The sequence below is a fragment of the Gammaproteobacteria bacterium genome (assembly GCA_016195665.1).
In the GTDB taxonomy this organism is placed as follows: domain Bacteria; phylum Pseudomonadota; class Gammaproteobacteria; order SURF-13; family SURF-13; genus JACPZD01.
In genome coordinates this window covers 16578-34913 of the sequence record JACPZD010000034.1, presented here as the reverse complement: position 1 = coordinate 34913, position 18336 = coordinate 16578, and the positions used below count along the sequence as shown (strand labels likewise).

The 18336-nt window shown below is 59.2% G+C and carries 12 protein-coding genes; 5 read left to right on the top strand and 7 right to left on the bottom strand.

The window, feature by feature from the left end:
* Positions 1-149: 149 nt before the first annotated feature.
* From HY028_09085 to HY028_09055, 7 genes are all read right to left on the bottom strand, one after another.
* A complete protein-coding gene (locus HY028_09085; protein ID MBI3344988.1) occupies positions 150-2309 on the bottom strand; it encodes a type I secretion system permease/ATPase in 2160 nt (719 codons plus the stop codon).
* Positions 2310-2850: 541 nt separating this feature from the next.
* On the bottom strand, positions 2851-3399 hold the full coding sequence (locus tag HY028_09080) for an SPOR domain-containing protein (protein MBI3344987.1): 549 nt from the start codon (positions 3397-3399) through the stop codon (positions 2851-2853).
* A gap of 83 nt (positions 3400-3482) precedes the next feature.
* Positions 3483-5249, bottom strand: a complete 1767-nt coding sequence (locus HY028_09075; GenBank protein ID MBI3344986.1) for an arginine--tRNA ligase — start codon at positions 5247-5249, stop codon at positions 3483-3485.
* A 450-nt stretch (positions 5250-5699) separates the two neighbouring features.
* On the bottom strand, positions 5700-6716 hold the full coding sequence (locus HY028_09070; GenBank protein MBI3344985.1) for a DUF4325 domain-containing protein: 1017 nt from the start codon (positions 6714-6716) through the stop codon (positions 5700-5702).
* Positions 6717-7094: 378 nt separating this feature from the next.
* On the bottom strand, positions 7095-9266 hold the full coding sequence (locus HY028_09065) for a primosomal protein N' (protein MBI3344984.1): 2172 nt from the start codon (positions 9264-9266) through the stop codon (positions 7095-7097).
* Positions 9267-9662: 396 nt separating this feature from the next.
* Complete coding sequence (locus HY028_09060) at positions 9663-10295, bottom strand: hypothetical protein (protein MBI3344983.1); 633 nt, start codon at positions 10293-10295, stop codon at positions 9663-9665.
* Between the two features lie 134 nt (positions 10296-10429).
* Positions 10430-12916, bottom strand: coding sequence for a penicillin-binding protein 1A (locus HY028_09055; GenBank protein ID MBI3344982.1), 2487 nt, complete (start codon positions 12914-12916; stop codon positions 10430-10432).
* Between the two features lie 282 nt (positions 12917-13198).
* Here HY028_09055 and HY028_09050 point away from each other — a divergent pair, with 282 nt between their 5' ends.
* The 5 genes from HY028_09050 to HY028_09030 all read left to right on the top strand — a co-directional run bounded on the left by HY028_09050 (position 13199) and on the right by HY028_09030 (position 18303).
* On the top strand, positions 13199-14266 hold the full coding sequence (locus HY028_09050) for a pilus assembly protein PilM (GenBank protein MBI3344981.1): 1068 nt from the start codon (positions 13199-13201) through the stop codon (positions 14264-14266).
* Positions 14267-14328: 62 nt separating this feature from the next.
* The gene (locus tag HY028_09045; protein MBI3344980.1) at positions 14329-14877 is read left to right on the top strand and encodes a PilN domain-containing protein; all 549 of its coding nucleotides are present in this window, start codon (positions 14329-14331) and stop codon (positions 14875-14877) included.
* A complete protein-coding gene (locus HY028_09040) occupies positions 14874-15518 on the top strand; it encodes a type 4a pilus biogenesis protein PilO (GenBank protein MBI3344979.1) in 645 nt (214 codons plus the stop codon). Before HY028_09045 ends, HY028_09040 begins: the two co-directional genes overlap by 4 nt.
* Positions 15515-16057, top strand: a complete 543-nt coding sequence (locus tag HY028_09035; GenBank protein MBI3344978.1) for a pilus assembly protein PilP — start codon at positions 15515-15517, stop codon at positions 16055-16057. The genes HY028_09040 and HY028_09035 overlap by 4 nt, the downstream gene beginning before the upstream one ends.
* 8 nt (positions 16058-16065) lie before the next feature.
* Positions 16066-18303: a type IV pilus secretin PilQ gene (locus tag HY028_09030; GenBank protein ID MBI3344977.1), complete on the top strand. Its 2238-nt coding sequence runs from the start codon at positions 16066-16068 to the stop codon at positions 18301-18303.
* The last annotated feature ends 33 nt before the right edge of the window (positions 18304-18336 follow it).

The window sequence follows — 18336 nt, the reverse complement described above, 5'->3', positions numbered from 1 at the left end:
TTGTGTTCCTCTGCGTCCTCTGCGGTAACAACAATTCACCGCGGAGGACGCGGAGGAGAAACAAACCCCTTTGATGTTATTCCTTTGCATCCTTGAAGGTTTGTATATTTTCCTTTGTGTTCCTCTGCGTCCCCTGCGGTGAATTATGTTTACTTCTTCGAGGCTTGCAGCTTGCCTTCGCTGAGGGCGTGTAAGACCTGCTCCTTCGGACCGTCGGCGACGACCCGTCCCCCGTCCACCACAATCACGCGATTTACAAGTGTAAGCAGGGAGGCGCGGTGGGTAACCAACAACAACGTGCGGCCTTCCAGCAGCGCGGCCAATTTCTGCTTGAGTCTTTCCTCGGTGCTGTTATCCATCGCGTTGCTGGGCTCGTCCAGCAATAGGATGGGCGGCTCCAGCAGCAGTGCGCGGGCGATCGCGATGGTCTGCCGCTGCCCGCCGGAAAGATTTTCGCCGCGCTCGCCGGTCTGGAGATCGAAACCCTGCGGGTGGCGGGCGATGAATTCGGTGACGCCGGCGATTTCTGCGGCGCGCAACACCGCGCCGTCGTCGGCGTAGGGCGCGCCCAGCACGATGTTGTCTTTCACACTGCCGTAGAACAGCACGATGTCTTGCGGCACATAGCCGACGTTGCGGCGCAGTACGGCGGGATCCATTTGCCGTATGTCGGTGCCGTCCATCAGGATGGCCCCGGAGCCGGGGGGGTACAGACCGAGGATCAGTTTCTCGATGGTGCTTTTACCCGAACCGATGCGCCCGATGATGGCCACCCGCTCGCCGGGCGCGACCTTGAACGAAACCCCGTTCAGCGCGCCGACCTGCTGGTTTGGATAACTGAAGCTCACGTCCTTGAATTCGATGCCGCCTTGCAGCGTGGGCCGGTGCAGAAAGGCCTTCCCGGCGGGACGCTCGACCGGCAGTTCCATGATCTTGTTGAGCGTGCGCAGGGTGGCGACCGACTGATGATAACGGGCCAGCAGCCCAGCCACCTGCGACAACGGCGCGAGCGCGCGGCCGGCGAGCAGCGTACAGGCGATCAGCGCACCCATGGTCAGCGTACCGGCGGCGATCAAATACACGCCATATACCACCACCGCGATGGTCGCCATCTGTTGCACGAAAGTGGAAAAATTGACCCCCAGCGCGGATAAAAAGCGGGTCTTCAGGCCCAGCGTGGCGAGCACCCCGACGGTCTGTTCCCAACGCCGCTGCATAGGGCTCTCCGCCCCCATGCTCTTGAGAGTTTCAAGGCCACTCAAGGTCTCGATCAACGTGGCGTGCTTCTGGCCGAGGTGCTGATACGTTTCTTTAACGGTGTTGTTGAGCGGCGCCTGCAACAGCATCCCGACTCCGATCACCAGCGGGATTGCTGCGATGGGAATCCACGCCAATGGGCCGCCGAGCAGGGCGATCACCGCGATGAACAACAAGGCGAAGGGCAGGTCAATCAGCGTGGTGAGGGTCGCCGAGGTGAAAAAATCGCGGAACGATTCAAATTCATGCAGGTTGTTGGCGAAGGCCCCCACCGAGGCGGGCCGCGCCGCCATCTGTATCCCCAGCACCTGCTCGAAAATGCGGGCGGACAAAATCACATCGGAGCGCTTGCCGGCGATGTCTATGAAATAGCCGCGCAGGGTGCGCATGATGATGTCGAAGGTAAAGGCGATGGTGACGCCGATGGCGAGCACCCACAAGGTCTCGACGGCGCGGTTCGGCACCACGCGGTCGTACACGTTCATGATGAACAGCGGCGAGGCCAGCGCGAAGATATTGATCAGCAACGAGGCGACCAGCACCTCGCCGTAAATGCTCCAGGATTTCAGCAAGGCCCCCCAAAACCAGTGGTGCGGGCTGGGGGTGGCGGACTGTTCGGTGCGCGCGTCGAAGCGGAACACCGGCTGCGCGAAGATCGCGTAACCGGAATACACTTTATTCAGATCGGCGAGCGCGATGTCTTTTACGCCCGCGCCGACTTCGGGCTGGATGATTCTGGCTGCATCAGCGTCTTTTAACTCGGTCAGCACGCAGGCCTGCCGGTCATTGAGCAACAGCACGGCGGGCAGCACCAGACTGGAGATCTTGGCCAGCGGCCGTTTGACGACCTTGGCGGCGAGCCCCGCGCGGGCCGCGGCGCGGATAAACAGTTCAGGCGTGAGTTGATGATTGACCAGCGGCAGACCGGCCGACAGCGACTCGGCGGAAAACGGCCGGTGCAGCGTCTTAGTGAGCAGCACCAGACACTCCAGCAAGGGGTCAAACGAAGCGGCCTGAGGGCCCGCCACCCGCCAACTTTCTTGTGTTTGCAAAACCGGCTCCTGTTAATAATTGTAGGGCCGAATTCATTCGGCCTACTACAAAATAACACCGCAGAGGACGCAGAGAAAAAGATACCTAGGTTTTTATTTTCTCTCTGCGCCCTCTGCGGTGAGGCCTTTATAAAATACGTCGCGCAGCCACCCAAATCTGGCTAATAGCGTGCAAACATCAGGCCAGACTTAAGGAAGCTCTGAATAAGTCCGTCCCGGACTTCTCAGGGCACGGCCGCTCCTGCGCATCCCTGCGCCCGCGGCATTGGGGCGTCCTGCCCGGCAAAAAGCAAAAACGTGGCCATAAGATTATTATGGTGCTTTTCTTCATTTTTCAAACACTTGCGTGTTTGAAAAATGGCGGTGCATCCCTGCACCGCAGGAACCTCTGACTTAGAGCATATCCATAAATAGTTCCCCTGCGTCCCTTGCGGTGAAAAAGCTTCACCGCGGAGGACGCGGAGGAGAAACAAATCCTTCTTGATTCCTCTGCGCCCTCTGCGGTAAATTATTTATGGATAAGTTCTTAATCAGAGGTTCCTTAACTCCTTACTTTCAACAACACCACCTCGATGTTGTTTTGCTTGAGCCGTGCGCGAATCTGATTGACCTCGGCGAGATCATTATAGGGGCCGATCTGAACGCGATGCCAGGTGTCTTTATTATTGACGGTGACGGTCTGGATGCCGGCCTCGACGCCTAATAACACCAGGCTGGCCTTCAGCTTGTCCGCCTCCTCGAGGCTGCGGAACGAGCCCGCCTGCAGGATATAGGCGCCCGGCTTATCAACCGGGGCAGCGCCTTCGCCCTGCGCCTCCCCACTTAAATTGGACGCCGATTTAGGTGTGGAGGCGGCCGTCTCTTGTTCAGGGACGGCGACCTCCATCTCCGGCAGGATGGTGTAAAAATCGAAGCGCGGCTTGGCCGCCGCCGGCGTTTCGGGCAGAGGTTGAGGTTGGGACGGCTTGCTCACGCTGCGCGCATCGGTTGGGAGACTTCCCTCTGTTTGCACGGGCGTGGTACGGCTGTTCCTGAGCTCAGAGATATTGTATCCACCCAGATACACAAGCAGGGCGACCGTAAGGCCCATCAGCAGCCCTGCCAGCAGCCACACCCAGCCGGGTGTCTGCGGCGCGGGTCTGCCGCGCCCCGCGTTTTTATAATCGCGCGCCACTACATCGCCTGCGGCGCGCTGACGCCCAACAGCGCCAGCCCGTTGCGCAACACCTGCCGCGTTGCCGCGAGCAGCGCGAGACGCGCATTGCGCAGAGCGGCATCGTCCACCAAAAAGATGTGTGCGTTGTAATAGGTGTGGAAGTCCGTGGCCAGCTCCTTGAGATAATAGGCGATCTGGTGGGGTTCATGGGCCTCTGCCGCAGCCTCGATGACCTCCGGATAACGCGATAAGGTCGTCAACAAATTCTGCTCGTGCGGCTCCGTGAGCAGATGCAAATGCGCCCGGCCTTGTGTTTCATCCCAACTTTGGCCGCGCTCCTCGGCCAGACGCAGCACGCTGCAAATGCGCGCGTGGGCGTACTGTAAATAATATACCGGATTGTCGTTGCTCTGCGACTTGGCGAGATCCAGATCAAAATCCAGGTGCTGGTCGCTCTTGCGCATCACATAAAAAAACCGCGCCGCGTCGCTGCCGACCTCGTTGCGTAGCTCGCGCAGGGTCACGAACTCGCCCGAGCGGGTGGACATCTGCGCGCGCTCGCCGCCGCGATACAAAATCGCAAACTGCACCAGCACCACTTCCAGACACACGGGATCGGCGCCGAGCGCCGCGAGCGCCGCCTTGACGCGCGGGATATAGCCGTGATGATCCGCGCCCCAGACATTCACCATACGCTCAAAGCCGCGTTCGAGTTTGGTCAGATGATAGGCGATGTCGGAGGCAAAATAGGTCGGCTGGCCGTTCTCACGCACCACGACACGGTCTTTCTCATCGCCGTAGTCGGTGGTGCGAAACCACCATGCGCCGTTCCATTCGTAGAGGTGACCGCTCTCCTTCAGGCGCTCGACGGCCCGATCCACCGCGCCACTGTCGGTGAGCGAGCGTTCGGAGAACCAGTTATCGTAACTGACTCCGAACTCGGCGAGATCGTCACGGATGTCGGCGAGAATGGTGTCGAGGCCGCGATCGAAGATCGTGCGGTAGGTCTCATCTCCCAACAAAATCTTGGCGCGCAGAATCAGCGCGTCTATGTGCGCCTCCTTGTCGCCGCCCCCGTCCGGTGCGGCGTCGGGAGGCAGATCTTTCGTCACCTCGCTCACCGGGTGGCGCAATGCGTCGCGGTATTCATCATGCAGTGCGCGGGCAATGTCGAATACGTAATCGCCCTTGTAACCGTTGGCGGGAAACGTCACCGGTTCGCCGAGCAGCTCCAGATAACGCAGCCAGATGCTGACCGTGAGGATATCCATCTGCCGCCCGGCGTCATTGACATAATATTCGCGATAGACCTTGTAACCGGCGGCCTCCAGCAGATTGGCCAGCGCACTGCCGATGGCCGCGCCACGCCCGTGGCCGACGTGCAGCGGGCCGTTGGGATTGGCCGAGACGAACTCGATCTGCACCGGTTTCCCCTGTCCCGACGTGCCCAACCCATACGCCTCACCGCGATCGAGAATCTCGCCTACGATAATCTGAAACGCAGCCGGTGTCAGAAAGAAATTGATGAAGCCGGGTCCAGCAATCTCGACCTTGGCGATCATCTCCGAGTGCGGCAGACGCCCGGCGATCAGCTCCGCCAGCTCGCGCGGCTTGCGCCGCGCCACCTTGGCAAGACCGAGCGCCACCGTACTGGCAAAATCGCCGTGTTGCTTGTCGCGCGCCCGCTCGACCTCCGCCCACACTTCCAGATTCCCAGGCAACAACCCGTCGGCTTGCAGTCTGGAAATGGCGAGAGAGAGTAAAGTCTGGATGGAGTGTTTCAAGATACGCCTTGGTTAGTCGCTTTGTGAAGCGCGAATTTTACACCAAGCCGTGATGGCGTGCTGTTTTGATTAGCCTTGTGGGTCAGGCTGCGGGGACTGCCCCGGACTTGATCCGGGGCAGTCTGACGGTTCAAAGTTAGACTGCATTGTGCTGTGCCTCATCCCAGCCTTCTTCGCCCACTATTACTGCGGATGAATCTCCACCCAAGTCATAGTACCGCCGAAATTCCGCTGCCGCCGCCGCTGATGGCGCTCTTCAGGATACGCTGGAGCGGTGCGTAAGGATCAGATGTGCCAAAATGTTGAGGATAGCAGACGAACGGGAGATTCCGGCCGGCGGATGGTAGGGGTAAGGGGATTGTCAGACAGCCGCTGACCTAGTTGCGCTCACTGTGAGCCAGCTGCCGTTCTATTAACCAGGTTCGCGCAACAGCGTGGACGCAGTGAGGCTCATCTAACAGCCAAAGCGCGAACTATCATTTGCTGTACTTCTGTTGTGGCGTGAATTGTAATTAATTCAATTTCTGGGTGCGATGAGGCGAACACCCGGAAAATCTCGTCAGCAAAGGCCTGGCCGATTTCTTCCACTCCAGTGAAGTCCAGAACTACCGTCTTAAATTTCTCAAAGCGAGATACCAGACGCTTTGCCTGTGAACGTGAAACAAGCTTCTCACCTTCATGGCGAGCCAATCGAACCGGAACAATGGTTTTGCTGAAAGTAAATTCGTCTGGCGCAGCAAACTGTGAGTAAATCGAAGCAAGCGTACGCTGGCTATCGTTATCTAGCTTCAATAACACGCGTGTCCCCGGGATGTCTTTCTCGTCATCTATCAACCAATCATCCGGCTCTGCCGTGTGCGAGAAATAGAGCGTACGCGACATGATTGCGAATGAATCAAAAGCTCGCGAGGTGAAAAATATACCCTCACCAGAATGGTTGGCCGGATCTGTTGTGAACTTTCCTTTTGCCAGTTCCAGGATCGCCTCTCTGGGATCATATAGATTTTCTAATCGTTGAATGCGATGAAAAATGCCTTCCCCGTCATCGTTAATCCAGATCTCTGTATCGAGCGCGGTGCGAGCGAAATGAACCCTGATCTCAGTCCCTTCGGAATGATCTATGGCGTTATTGATCATTTCCGTGACGCCGTAATGCCACATGTCGCGTACATTTTCTGGCAAGCCGGCCAGAAGTGGCGCCAACGTTTCAAGCCAAACTATATCTTCCCTCAAACCGGCCAAAGGGAATATCCAGGATTTTTCAATCAATGGAATAAGCCACGAAACCTTTACGTTTCCACTACCCGAAGAGCCAATCATTCCGTCATGTTCAAGTGCGTGCAGATGACGGCTTGCGGCTTGCTTGGAAATACCGAAATGCCGTGCCGTTTCAGCAGCAACATTACGCGCCTTATTGCGGCATATGCGCAGCATGAAATTTCTGATTTCGGATGTTTTCTTTCTCATGATTTATAAACAAAATAAACAATATCGACAAGCATTTTACACATTATCGACAACATTTCAAGAGATTCTCGACAATATTTAGATGGCTAGGGAACCTCTGATTAAGCCAGAGGTTCCTGTGGTGCAAGGATGCACCACCCTTTTTCAAACACGGAAGTGTTTGAAAAATGAAGAAAAGCAAAAATCACATTTTTGCTTTTCGTGCTCTGAGAAGTCCAGGATGGACTTATTTAGGGAAGCTCTGATCATGTTGAACCGCCAAGACGCCAAGAACGCCAAGACTTTTCTTTACAAATTCAAGCCTTTTTTCTTGGTGACCTTGGCGCCTTGGCGGTTGGCGATATATTTTTCAGAGTTTCCTTAGAGCTTCCCTAGCTACTAAAGCATCTCCATCGGGTCCACATCCAGCGACCAGCGCACCTTGCGTGCAAGCTTGAGTTTTTCCAGCAGGGGTATCCAGGCCTGTAACAGACGCTGCAATTCCGCGCGGCGCGTGGACTGCAACAATAACTGGGCGCGATAGCGCCCCGCCCGCTTCTCCATTGGCGCGGGCAGCGGCCCGAGCAACTGCACGCCCTTCGTCAGCAGCGTCTCCGCTTCCGCACGGGCCTGGTTCAAGAAGGCCTCCGGCGCGCTGCGGCTCACTGCCTCGGCGCGCAACAAGGCCATCATGCTATAAGGTGGCAGACCCGCCTGGCGGCGCTCGTCGAGCGCAGCCGTTGCAAAGGCGTGATAGCCGCGCGTCAACAAGGTTTGCAGCAGAGGGTGATCGGGGTGATGGGTCTGTATCACCACCGCGCCGGGCTTGTCGCTGCGGCCCGACCGCCCTGCCACTTGCACAATGGTCTGAGCCATCCTCTCGCTGGCGTGAAAATCCACGCCGTACAGGCCTTGATCGGCATCGAGGATGCCGGCCAGGGTTACGTTCGGAAAGTGATGGCCCTTGGCCAGCATTTGCGTGCCGATGAGAATTTGACTGCGGCCGCTGTGCACACCATCCAGCATATCCTGCAAAGACCCCTTGCGGCGGGTGCTGTCGCGGTCTATGCGGATCAGTCCGGCGCCGGGAAAGTGCCGCGCCAGGATTTCTTCCGCGCGCTCCGTGCCGTGGCCCAGGGGGCGCAACGCCGTTCCCGCGCAATCCGGACACTGCTGTTCGGCGGCGCGCTCGGCCCCGCAGTGGTGACAACGCAACAGGCGCCGCTGTTGATACAACACCATGCGCACCTCGCAACGCGCGCAGCGCGCCACCCAGCCGCAGCGGTCGCAGAGCAGGGTCGGGGCATAGCCGCGCCGGTTCAGAAACAGCAGCACCTGTTCGCCGCGCTCCAGGTGTTGCCGCATTAAGGTCAGCAACGGCTGCGACAGGATACCGTCGGCGGGCGCGCGCCGCCTGTCCACCACCGTGACGTCGTTATGTTGAGCGACAGCGGTGCGCTCCGGTAACACCAGCCGCCGGTAGCGGCCCTGCCCGGCGTTATAGAGACTTTCCAGCGCCGGGGTCGCTGAACCAAGCATAATAGGGATGCCCAAGCGCTGCGCACGCAGCACCGCGACATCGCGGGCGTGGTAGCGGAACCCCTCCTGTTGTTTATAAGAGAGATCGTGCTCCTCATCCACCACAATCACCCCCAGCCTGCTCATTGGCGTGAACACCGCCGAACGGGTGCCCAACACCACGGCGGCCTCTCCGCTGCGCGCCATCAACCAGGCCTTGAGCCGTTCCTGATCGGTGAGGCCGGAATGCAGCACCGCCACCGTGGTCGCTCCCGGCATCCTGCCTCCCGCGACACTAGTACGTCCCGGTACGTCGCTGTTAAAACGTTCGGTGAAGCGCTCGACCCATTGCGCGGTTAGGCCGATCTCTGGCACCAGCACCAGCGCCTGACGGCCGGCGGCGATGGCCTGCTCGATGATACACAGATACACCTCCGTCTTGCCGCTGCCGGTCACGCCGTCCAGCAAAAAGGCCTGAAAGCCTTGGGCGGCGTTCACGGCCTCTACTGCTTGCCGTTGGGCTGGGTTCAGTAGTGGCGAAACGGGCGAGGCGTGAGGAGTGAGGAGTTTAGAAGCCAGTGAGGAGTGAGGGGTGAGGAGTGAGGAGTAGTCATACCCCACGACTAACGCCTCACCTGCTTCTAACGTCTCACTCCTCACTCCTGACACCTCACCTGCCTTTAACTCACGCCTCACCCTTACTAGGGCCGGGCGGCCCCGGCGCAACGGCGCGGGCAAGGCGCTCGCAATCACCTCGCCGATGGGGTGCTGATAATAACTGCTTGCCCACTGCAACAGATCGAGCTGATCCGCGGAGAACAGGGGCTCCTTATCCAGCACGCTCAACACCGGCTTGAGGCGGTGGGAAGCAATCCGGCTGCCCTGGACGACCGCCATCACCACGCCCACTGCGGTGCCGCGGCCAAAGGGTACCTTGACCCTCACACCACTTACCAAGCCCATAGAGTCGCCTCCCTTGAGGGATAGATAGTCAAAAGTATGACGCAGCGGAGCAGGCACGGCGACCTGCACTATGGTCAATGAGCGAGGCATTACGGGCCGGAATCAATCGCCCGGAGACACCGTGAGCAGGCATCGAGTTGGGCGATTTGGTTGAGGAATTTCGTGACCAAAATTAGCTAAGTTCATGTGTAACCAACAGATTAGTATTTATCCACAAAAACTGTGGATAACTTTGTGGAATACATGGGGTAATGTTTTGCCAAGCCGCATCATCGTTGGCTTTGTAACAAAATGGACATAATTTATACTGTTCTATAATAATTATGTAAATCAATAAGTTATAAATACAAGGCCAGACTTCTAGCGCCGGCTTGTAATCCTTACGTGAAGCGGACGTTGGACTGTGTACAAGCTAGCCCTGCGCAGCCTCAGGAAAGCGCATAGATACTCGCTTTTGAGCCTGCAAGTCTGGCCTGCCTTAACCTGCTAGGGTAGTGACAAATAGCCCTTTTCATACGCCCCCTCCTCACTCAGCTTGATGACCGCCGCCAAAGGCGCCCGGTGCATTGGGCGTCCATCCACCGGGCTGCGCGGTGGTTGCCGGATCCCGACCAAGGGAAACACCGTCAAATCCATGGCGACATCTCCGGCCATGAATCTATAGGTGGGAAACGCTTGGGGCGGCGCCGCATTATCCGGCCGCAACCACCGTTCCCCGGTTTGAAACGGGATCCCCTCCTGCATGAGGAAAAAACCGACCTCCTCCGTGCTGTCCGTGAACAGGTGCAGATTGACATCCGAATGCTCGCCGGCCGTGCCGCTCAGTACCGATCCGACCAGGCGCGGCTGAAACGCCTCGAACACGCCCATGAAGTGTTGGGCCGCTGCGCGTAGATGCTTGAGCCGCTGTGGCTGGCTGGCGGCCTTGAAGAGGCGCTGATAATCCTGGAGGGCCTCTTCGATCTCCTGATTACTCGGCATGTTGCGGGTATCCGGCGCGCCTAATTGCTGGGCCGCCTTGCGTTTGGCGGCGTAGTGATCATTGACGCCGTGCTCCGCCATGAGCCGCGCCGCCTCCAGGGCGATGTACTGCCGCATTCGTTTGTCGCGCTGATGGATAGTCATAGTCAGGGAAGTGAATCCATTTGCCGAAAAAAATTCACCACGGAGGACGCAGAGAAGAAACAAACCATTTTCATGTTTTTCCTCTGCGCCCTCTGCGGTGATATCTTATAAATCTTCAAAGTGCACATTCAAAACAACAGTTCCGCTCCCCCACCCGCCCCTCCTGCGGCGGCGCCCGTGCCCGACTGCTGTAGGGGCACAAAGTCCTTCATAAAGAATTCTGACACACCATCGGGATCATCGTCGGCGGCGAGCAGCCCGGTCACCGGGTTGATGCGTGCAGTGACGATGCCGGGCGGCTGGGGCCAGGCACTTTCCGGTACATCTTTGAGGGCCTCGCTCATAAAGTACATCCACATCGGCAAGGCGGCATGGCCGCCGGTCTCCTGATCGCCCAACGGGGTATGGTTATCGAAGCCCACCCAACTGACCGCCGCCAGGCTGGGGGTAAAGCCCGCGAACCAGGCGTCACGCTGTTCGTTGGTGGTGCCGGTCTTGCCCGCGATATCACCGCGTTTGAGCGCCAGCGCCTTGCGGCCCGTGCCCTTGCGGATGACATCCTGCATCATTGAGGTCATGAGATAGGCATTCTCGGCGCTGATGACGCGGGGCGCGGTGCGGCCGGCCCCACCGGGCACAGCTATGGGTGCAACAACGGCATTCTGTGTTGCCGGCGGCATGCCTCCCTCTTCGGCACGGATGTCCGCCTGCAGCTGATCCTCAAGGCCGGCGGGCGTCGCCTCGACGGGGCTGGGGACGCATTCCCGGCAGGCCGTCAGGGGCTGGGCCTGCACCAAAATCTTTCCCTCGGGATCCTCAATACGTTCGATGAAATACGGCTCCACCCGATAGCCGCCGCTGGCGAAGACGCTAAAGCCCTTCGCCATCTCCAGCGGGGTAGCGACACCGCTGCCTAGGGCCAGTGACAAACCTTGCGGCAGCCGGCCGGACTTGAACCCGAAGCGGGTGACATAGTCTCGGGTATACTCTATCCCCAAGGCACGCAGCACCCGGATCGAGACCAGGTTGCGCGACAATGCCAAGGCCTGGCGCAGCGGGATAGGGCCGAGGAAATCCCGGCCATAATTTTCGGGACGCCAGTCTTCGCCCAGACTCGCCCCCTCGACGACCACCGGGGCGTCGTTCACCATCGTCGCGGGGGTAAATCCCTTCTCCAGCGCGGCGGAATAGACAAACGGCTTGAAACTGGAACCCGGCTGGCGGTCGGCCTGAATGGCGCGGTTAAAGCTGCTTTGATAAAAATCCAACCCCCCGGCCAACGCGCTGATGGCGCCGTTGTCGGGGTTGAGCGCGACGAACGCCCCCTGCACGGCGGGCACTTGCGCCAGGCGCCATTTACCCTCCGGCAGCGGCTGGACGCGCACGATGTCGCCCACCGCCAGGATCTCCGCCGCCGACTTAGGGCTCGGTCCCATGCGGTTCTCGTTGACATAAGGCCGCGCCCAGGACATCGCCTCCCAGGGCAACTCGATTTCTCCCTTATCGGTAAGATACGCGCGCGCGCTCTTGCTCTCGACCTTGACCACCAGCGCCGCCGGCAGCCCGCCAATCTCCACTTGCTCCTGCAGGACCTCAGCCCACTGCTCAGGCCCGCCCCCCGCCGGCAGATCCACATGCGGCAACGGTTTCCGGTAACCATGGCGGGCATCGTATTCCAGTAACGCGGCGCGCAGCTCGGCATTGGCGGCCGTTTGCAGGCGGGGCTCCATGGTCGTGTAGACCGTATAGCCGCCGGTATAAGCCTCCTCGCCGTAGCGCGCGACCATCTCGGCACGCACCATCTCCGCCATATAAGGCGCCTCGACGGCGACGGCCTGTACATGGCGGCTCGCGGTCTCGGTTTCGGCGAGGGCCGCGCGGTAGGCGTCGTCCTTCAGAAAACCCAGACCGTACATACGTTCCAGGATGTAATTACGCCGTTCGGTCGCACGCGCCAGGTTGACGATCGGGTTGTACTTTGAAGGAGCCTTGGGCAGCCCGGCGATCATCGCCATCTGCGCCACGCTCAACTTGTCTATCGTCGTACCGTAATAAAACTGCGCGGCGGCGGCCACCCCATAGGCGCGGTTGCCGAGGTAGATCTTGTTCAAATAGAGTTCCAGGATTTCCGGCTTGCTGAGCTCGCGTTCGATCTTGAGGGCGAGCAGGATCTCCTTGAATTTGCGCAGATAGGTCTTTTCGCTGTCGAGAAAGAAATTGCGCGCCACCTGCATAGTGATGGTGCTGCCGCCCTGCTTCTTCTCGCCGGTCAGCAACAACTGGGTAGAGGCGCGCAGCAGGCCGCGGTAATCCACACCGGGGTGCTCATAAAAACGGTCGTCTTCGGCGGCCAGCACCGCCTGCAGGAGCAGCGGCGGCGCCTGCTCGATCTTCACCGGGATGCGCCGCTTCACGCCGAACTCGGCCATCAGGTTCCCGTCACGGGCGTAGACATGGAGCGGAACTTGCATGCGCACGTCCTTCAGGTTAGCAATGGGCGGGAGTTGCGGTTCCAGATATAAATAATAACCGAGCGCCGCAGCGATAACGGCCAAGGTAAACACCCCGAACAGGGTGGCGAGGACAAAACCGGCTGCCTTAAAGAATATGTTCATAATGACGAGGACTAGCCTCGGGTATGGCCGCCTGGGAGTGACCCATTATGGCAGAATTAATTGGAATTTCGCTCTTCGCGGTGTGAAACCGCGAAGGCGACCAAAGGGAAGAACTGCGATTCTCCCCTTTGGAAACCCCGTCGCTTTGCGCCCGCCGCGTGCTGCGGGCATGTATTAAAAAATAGTTGATTTTTTATTTTAATCGCTTATAGTTAAGAACAGTAGTTAATAAATTAGACTATATATGGCATGTAACTATGGGTATAACATAGGAAAAATCGGGTGCCACTCTTCTTTCAAAAAGCGCCAACTATCCTAGGGTTAGATATTAGCTCTACCGCTGTAAAACTGCTAGAGCTAAGCCGCAACGGGGATCGTTACAGGGTTGAGAGCTATGCCGTGGAGCCTCTTGCGGCAGGCGCCGTCGTTGAAAAAAACATCGTCAATGTCGAGGCCGTGGGCGCCGGCATCAGCCGTGCGGTCAAGCGTGCCCGCACCCGCGCCAAAAATGCCGCGGTAGCGGTGTCGGGCTCGGCGGTCATCACCAAGACCATCTATATGCCCGCCGGCTTGACCGACGAGGAAATGGCCACCCAGATCGAACTGGAGGCCGGTCAATACATCCCTTACCCCCTTGAAGACGTGAATCTGGATTTTCAGGTATTAGGCCCCGCACCGCGCGATCCAAACATGGTTGAAGTTTTGCTGGCCGCCTCGCGCAGTGAAAACGTGGATACTCGTGTAGCGGCAATCGAACTGGGCGGGCTCACCACCAGAGTGGTGGACATCGAGGCCTACGCCGCAGAACACCTCATCTCTCTGCTCGGCCAGGCCCTGCCCAAGGGCGCGAACCAAGTCATCGCCGTAGTGGACCTCGGCGCGACCACCAGCGGCATCCACGTGCTCGACAAGCTCAAACTTGTCTACAGCCGCGAACAGAGCTTCGGCAACAAGCAGCTCATCGAGGCGGTGCAGAGCCGTTACGGCCTGAGTCCGGAAGAGGCCGCCAAGGCCATCCGGCAGGGTGGCGGCGGGCTGCCCCCCGATTACGCCAGCGAGGTGCTGGAACCCTTCAAGGAGGCCGTCGCCCGACACGTCAGCCGCTCTTTGCAGTTCTTTTTGTCTTCCAGCCCTTACCATAACGTAGACCATATCCTGCTGGCCGGCGGCACTGCCTTGCTGCCCGGGCTCGCGGCCCTGATCGAGAGCACCACCGGCACCCCGGCCTCGGTCGCCAACCCGTTTACCGGCATGACTCTCGCCTCGCGGGTGGACGCCAAGGCCCTGAAGAGCGACGCGCCGATCCTGCTCACGGCCTGCGGACTCGCCATGCGGAGCTTCGACGCGTGAACACGCGCATTAACCTGCTCCCCTGGCGCGAGGCCCGGCGCAAAGAGAGCGAGCGGCAATTCATGTCCATCGGCATCGGCGCCGTGGTATTGACGCTGGTCATCATTGCCTACGCGCATATCCATATTGGCGCCCTCATCAGCCATCAGGAGGGCCGCAACCAGATCCTTAACCAGGAAATCGCGCAGCTGGACACCAAGATCAAGGAGATCCAGAGCCTTGACACGCAGCGCTCCAACCTGCTCTCGCGCATGAATATTATCCAGCAGCTCCAGACCAGCCGGCCGCTCACCGTGCACCTTATGGACGAGTTAATCAAGAACCTGCCGGAGGGTGTGTATTACACCAGCGCCAAGATGCAGGGCAACGCCTTGACCCTGGAGGGCATAGCCCAGTCCAATGCGCGGGTGTCGGCCCTTATGAAAAATCTCGATGATTCGCCGTGGCTGGAGAACCCGGTCCTGGATGTGATAGAGACCAACGAGAAGGACAAGGTACGCACCACCCGCTACACACTGCGGGTGACGCAAACCCAGCCGGGCCAAGAAAATCAATCCCAGCAAAATCAATCCAAAGATTCTACTAAAGCGGGTCAAGCGGCCAAGCCATGAATCTTTCCGATTTCAACGATCTGGATTTCCACAATATCGGCGGTTGGCCGCCGGCGGCCAAAGGTGTCGCCATCGGTGTGGTCTGTCTGGTGCTCCTGGGGGCGGGCTACTGGTTCGATACAAAAGGCCAGTGGGAGGCGCTGCAACAGGCCAAGGCCAAGGAGCAGGAGCTGAAACAGTCTTTCGAAACCAAGCAGGCCAAGGCCGTCAATCTGGACGCCTACAAGCAGCAACTGGATGAAATGAACGCCTCCTTTGGCCTGATGCTGCGGCAACTGCCGAGCAAAGCGGAGGTAGCGGACCTGTTGGTGGACATCTCTCAGACGGGCCTGGCCAGCGGACTCGAATTCGAGCTGTTCAGCCCCAAGGACGAGACGCCCAAGGACTTTTACGCCGAGCTGCCGATCAATATCCGCGTCACCGGCAATTATCATCAATTCGGCGCCTTCGTGAGCGGTGTGGCGGCGCTGCCGCGTATCGTCACGATGCACGATATTGCTATACATCCCCCGCAAGGCGCTCAGCAAACTCAAGACAAGAACGGCAAATTGGTCATGGAGCTTGTCACCAAGACCTATCGCTATCTCGAGGAGGGCGCCGTCCAGACCGACGCGGATAAAAAGAAGGGGGTCAAACCGTGAGCTGCCGCATCGCCTTGGGTGTCGCATTGCTCGGCGGCCTGTTGGCGGGCTGCGGTAACAATACCGAGGATCTGCAAAGCTATATCGAGCAGGTGAAGGCGCGCCCCAAGGGGCCCATCGAGCCGATGCCGATCATCAAGCCTTACGAGACCTTCGCCTATACCGCTACCAATCTGCGCGACCCCTTTACGCCGCCGGTGGTGCCCGGCGAATCCAAGACGCAGACCGCGGGCGGCGGGCTCAAACCGGACGCCAACCGTCCCAAGGAGGCGCTGGAAGAATTCCCCCTCGACGCCCTCCGTCTGGTGGGCTCTCTGGAGCGCAGCGGCGGTAAATGGTCCATCGTGAAGGCGCCCGATGGAGCCATCTACCGCGTCCAGCCGGGCAATTATCTGGGACAGAACAACGGCAAGATCACACGCATCTCGGACGAACTCATCGAGTTGACTGAAATCGTAGAAGACGGGCAGGGGGGCTGGATGGAACGGCAAGCCTCTTTGGCCTTAAGCGAGGAATCAGCAGGGGAGCAAAAGAAATGAAAATGAATATGAATAATTCCGCTACAGAAAACGGCCGCCCGGCACGCTGGGCGCTCTACTACGTGTCTCTACTGATCAGCCTGTGGCTGCCGGGCGCCTGGGCGCCTGCGGAGGAAACCGCCCCCGGCGCCAACACCCTGCAGGACATCAGTTACACATCGCTCCCCGGCGACCGCGTTGAGATCAAGCTCACCCTGTCAGGCCCGCCGGCGCAGCCGATCAGCTTCACCATAGATAATCCGGCGCGCATCGCGCTGGACTTCCCCAACACCACGCTGGGGCTCGCGCAAAAGAGCCAGCAGATCGGGGTGGGCATCGCCCGCAGCATCAACGCGGTGGAGGCCAAAGGGCGCACCCGCATCGTGTTGAATCTGGTTCAGTTGGCGCCGTACGAAACCCGTATCGAGGGCAACAACGTCTATCTCACCCTGGGCGGCAGCGCGGGCGGTGAAGCGCCCGCCACTGCGGTGGCGCAGACCGCCCCCGCGGCTCAACCCGCCGCCACGGTACGCCCGCGGGCAAGCGCCCCGGCCGGGCGCGGTTTGGAAAATATTGACTTCCGGCGCGGCGAAAAGGGCGAGGGCCGCGTGGTCGTCACGCTCTCAGATCCCTCCACCGGCGTGGACATCCGCGAGCAGGGCGGCAAGATCATGGTGGACTTCGCCAACAGTTCGTTACCCGAAGCCCTGGAGCGCCGCCTCGATGTGACCGATTTCGCCACCCCGGTGAAGACCGTGGAGACCAGCGCCCGCGGCAAGAACGTGCACATGGAGATCACCCCCAGCGGTGAATATGACCACCTCGCCTATCAGGCCGGCAATCTCTATACCATCGAGGTGAAGCCGCTCACCAAGGCCGAACAGGAGGCCGCGAAGAAGGAGAAGCTCGGCTACACCGGCGAAAAACTCTCGCTCAACTTCCAGAGCATAGACGTGCGTGCGGTGCTGCAATTGATCGCCGACTTCACCGGCCTCAACATGGTGGTGAGCGATTCGGTGCAGGGCAATGTGACCCTGCGCCTCAAGAACGTACCCTGGGATCAGGCCCTGGACATCATCCTGAAGAGCAAGGGTCTCGGGATGCGGCAGGCCGGCAATGTCATTCAAGTCGCGCCGACCGAAGAGATTGCGGCGCGCGAAAAACTTGAACTCGAATCGCAGAAACAGGTGGCGGAACTGGCGCCCTTGCGCTCCGAGTTTATCCGCGTAAATTTCGCCAAGGCCTCCGATCTCGCCGCCTTGCTCAAGTCGAAGGAGAATTCGCTGTTGTCGGCGCGCGGCAACGTCACCATAGACGACCGCACCAACACCCTGCTGGTACAGGACACCTCCGATAAGCTTGTTGAAGTCAGAAAGCTCGTCACTACGCTGGATATCCCCCAGCGGCAGGTGTTGATCGAATCGCGCATCGTGATCGCCAACAACGACTTCAGCAAAAGTTTGGGCGTGCGCTTCGGCGTCACCGGGGTAAAGAAAAACGGCAATGACGGCATTCTCACCACCAGCGGAACCTTGGCGGGAACCAACAACACCGTGGACAGCGCGGTGACCAATATACGCAACAGCGGCCAGCCCTTCCCGGTGGTGTTACCGTCCGGCCCCACAAGCAATATCCCGAAGATCATTCCGGTGTTACCCAACCCCGACAACCGGCTGAACGTCAATCTGCCGGTGTCCACCCCCGCGGGACAAATCGCGTTCGCCATCCTGGGTTCCAACATCCTGCTCGATCTGGAGCTCTCCGCGCTGCAAAAGGAAAAGCGCGGCGAGGTGCTCTCCAACCCGCGTGTGGTGACCTCCAACCAGAAGGAGGCCAGTATCGAACAAGGCGTCGAGATCCCGTATCTGCAGGCCGCTTCCAGCGGCGCCACGACCATCACGTTCAGGAAGGCGGTGTTGGAGCTCAAGGTCAAGCCGCAGATCACGCCCGACGATCACATCATCATGGATCTTTCCCTGAAGAAGGACACGGTCGGCCAGACGATACAACTATTGAACTCACTGGTGCCGAGCATAGACACCCGCGAGGTGGTCACCCAGGTGCTGGTGGGCAACGGCGAGACCGTGGTGCTGGGCGGTGTCTATGAGCAGACCGACAGTAAGGAGGTGGACCGGGTGCCGCTGCTCGGCGACTTGCCCGGCGTCGGGGCGTTGTTCCGCACCACCCGTAACGTAGATGACAAACGCGAGCTGCTGATGTTTGTCACGCCCAAGATTTTGAAGGATACTTTGACGGTAACAAATTAAATATAACCTAACCCCAAATTAAGCTGAAGGAAC

Excerpts from the sequence above, each read along its gene's own strand:
- HY028_09070 (MBI3344985.1), bottom strand. The coding sequence starts at position 6,716 with ATGAGAAAGAAAACATCCGAAATCAGAAATTTCATGCTGCGCATATGC.
- HY028_09065 (MBI3344984.1), bottom strand. The coding sequence starts at position 9,266 with ATGCCTCGCTCATTGACCATAGTGCAGGTCGCCGTGCCTGCTCCGCTG.
- HY028_09080 (MBI3344987.1), bottom strand. The coding sequence starts at position 3,399 with ATGGGCCTTACGGTCGCCCTGCTTGTGTATCTGGGTGGATACAATATC.
- HY028_09045 (MBI3344980.1), top strand. The coding sequence starts at position 14,329 with ATGTCCATCGGCATCGGCGCCGTGGTATTGACGCTGGTCATCATTGCC.
- HY028_09030 (MBI3344977.1), top strand. The coding sequence starts at position 16,066 with ATGAATAATTCCGCTACAGAAAACGGCCGCCCGGCACGCTGGGCGCTC.
- HY028_09055 (MBI3344982.1), bottom strand. The coding sequence starts at position 12,916 with ATGAACATATTCTTTAAGGCAGCCGGTTTTGTCCTCGCCACCCTGTTC.
- HY028_09040 (MBI3344979.1), top strand. The coding sequence starts at position 14,874 with ATGAATCTTTCCGATTTCAACGATCTGGATTTCCACAATATCGGCGGT.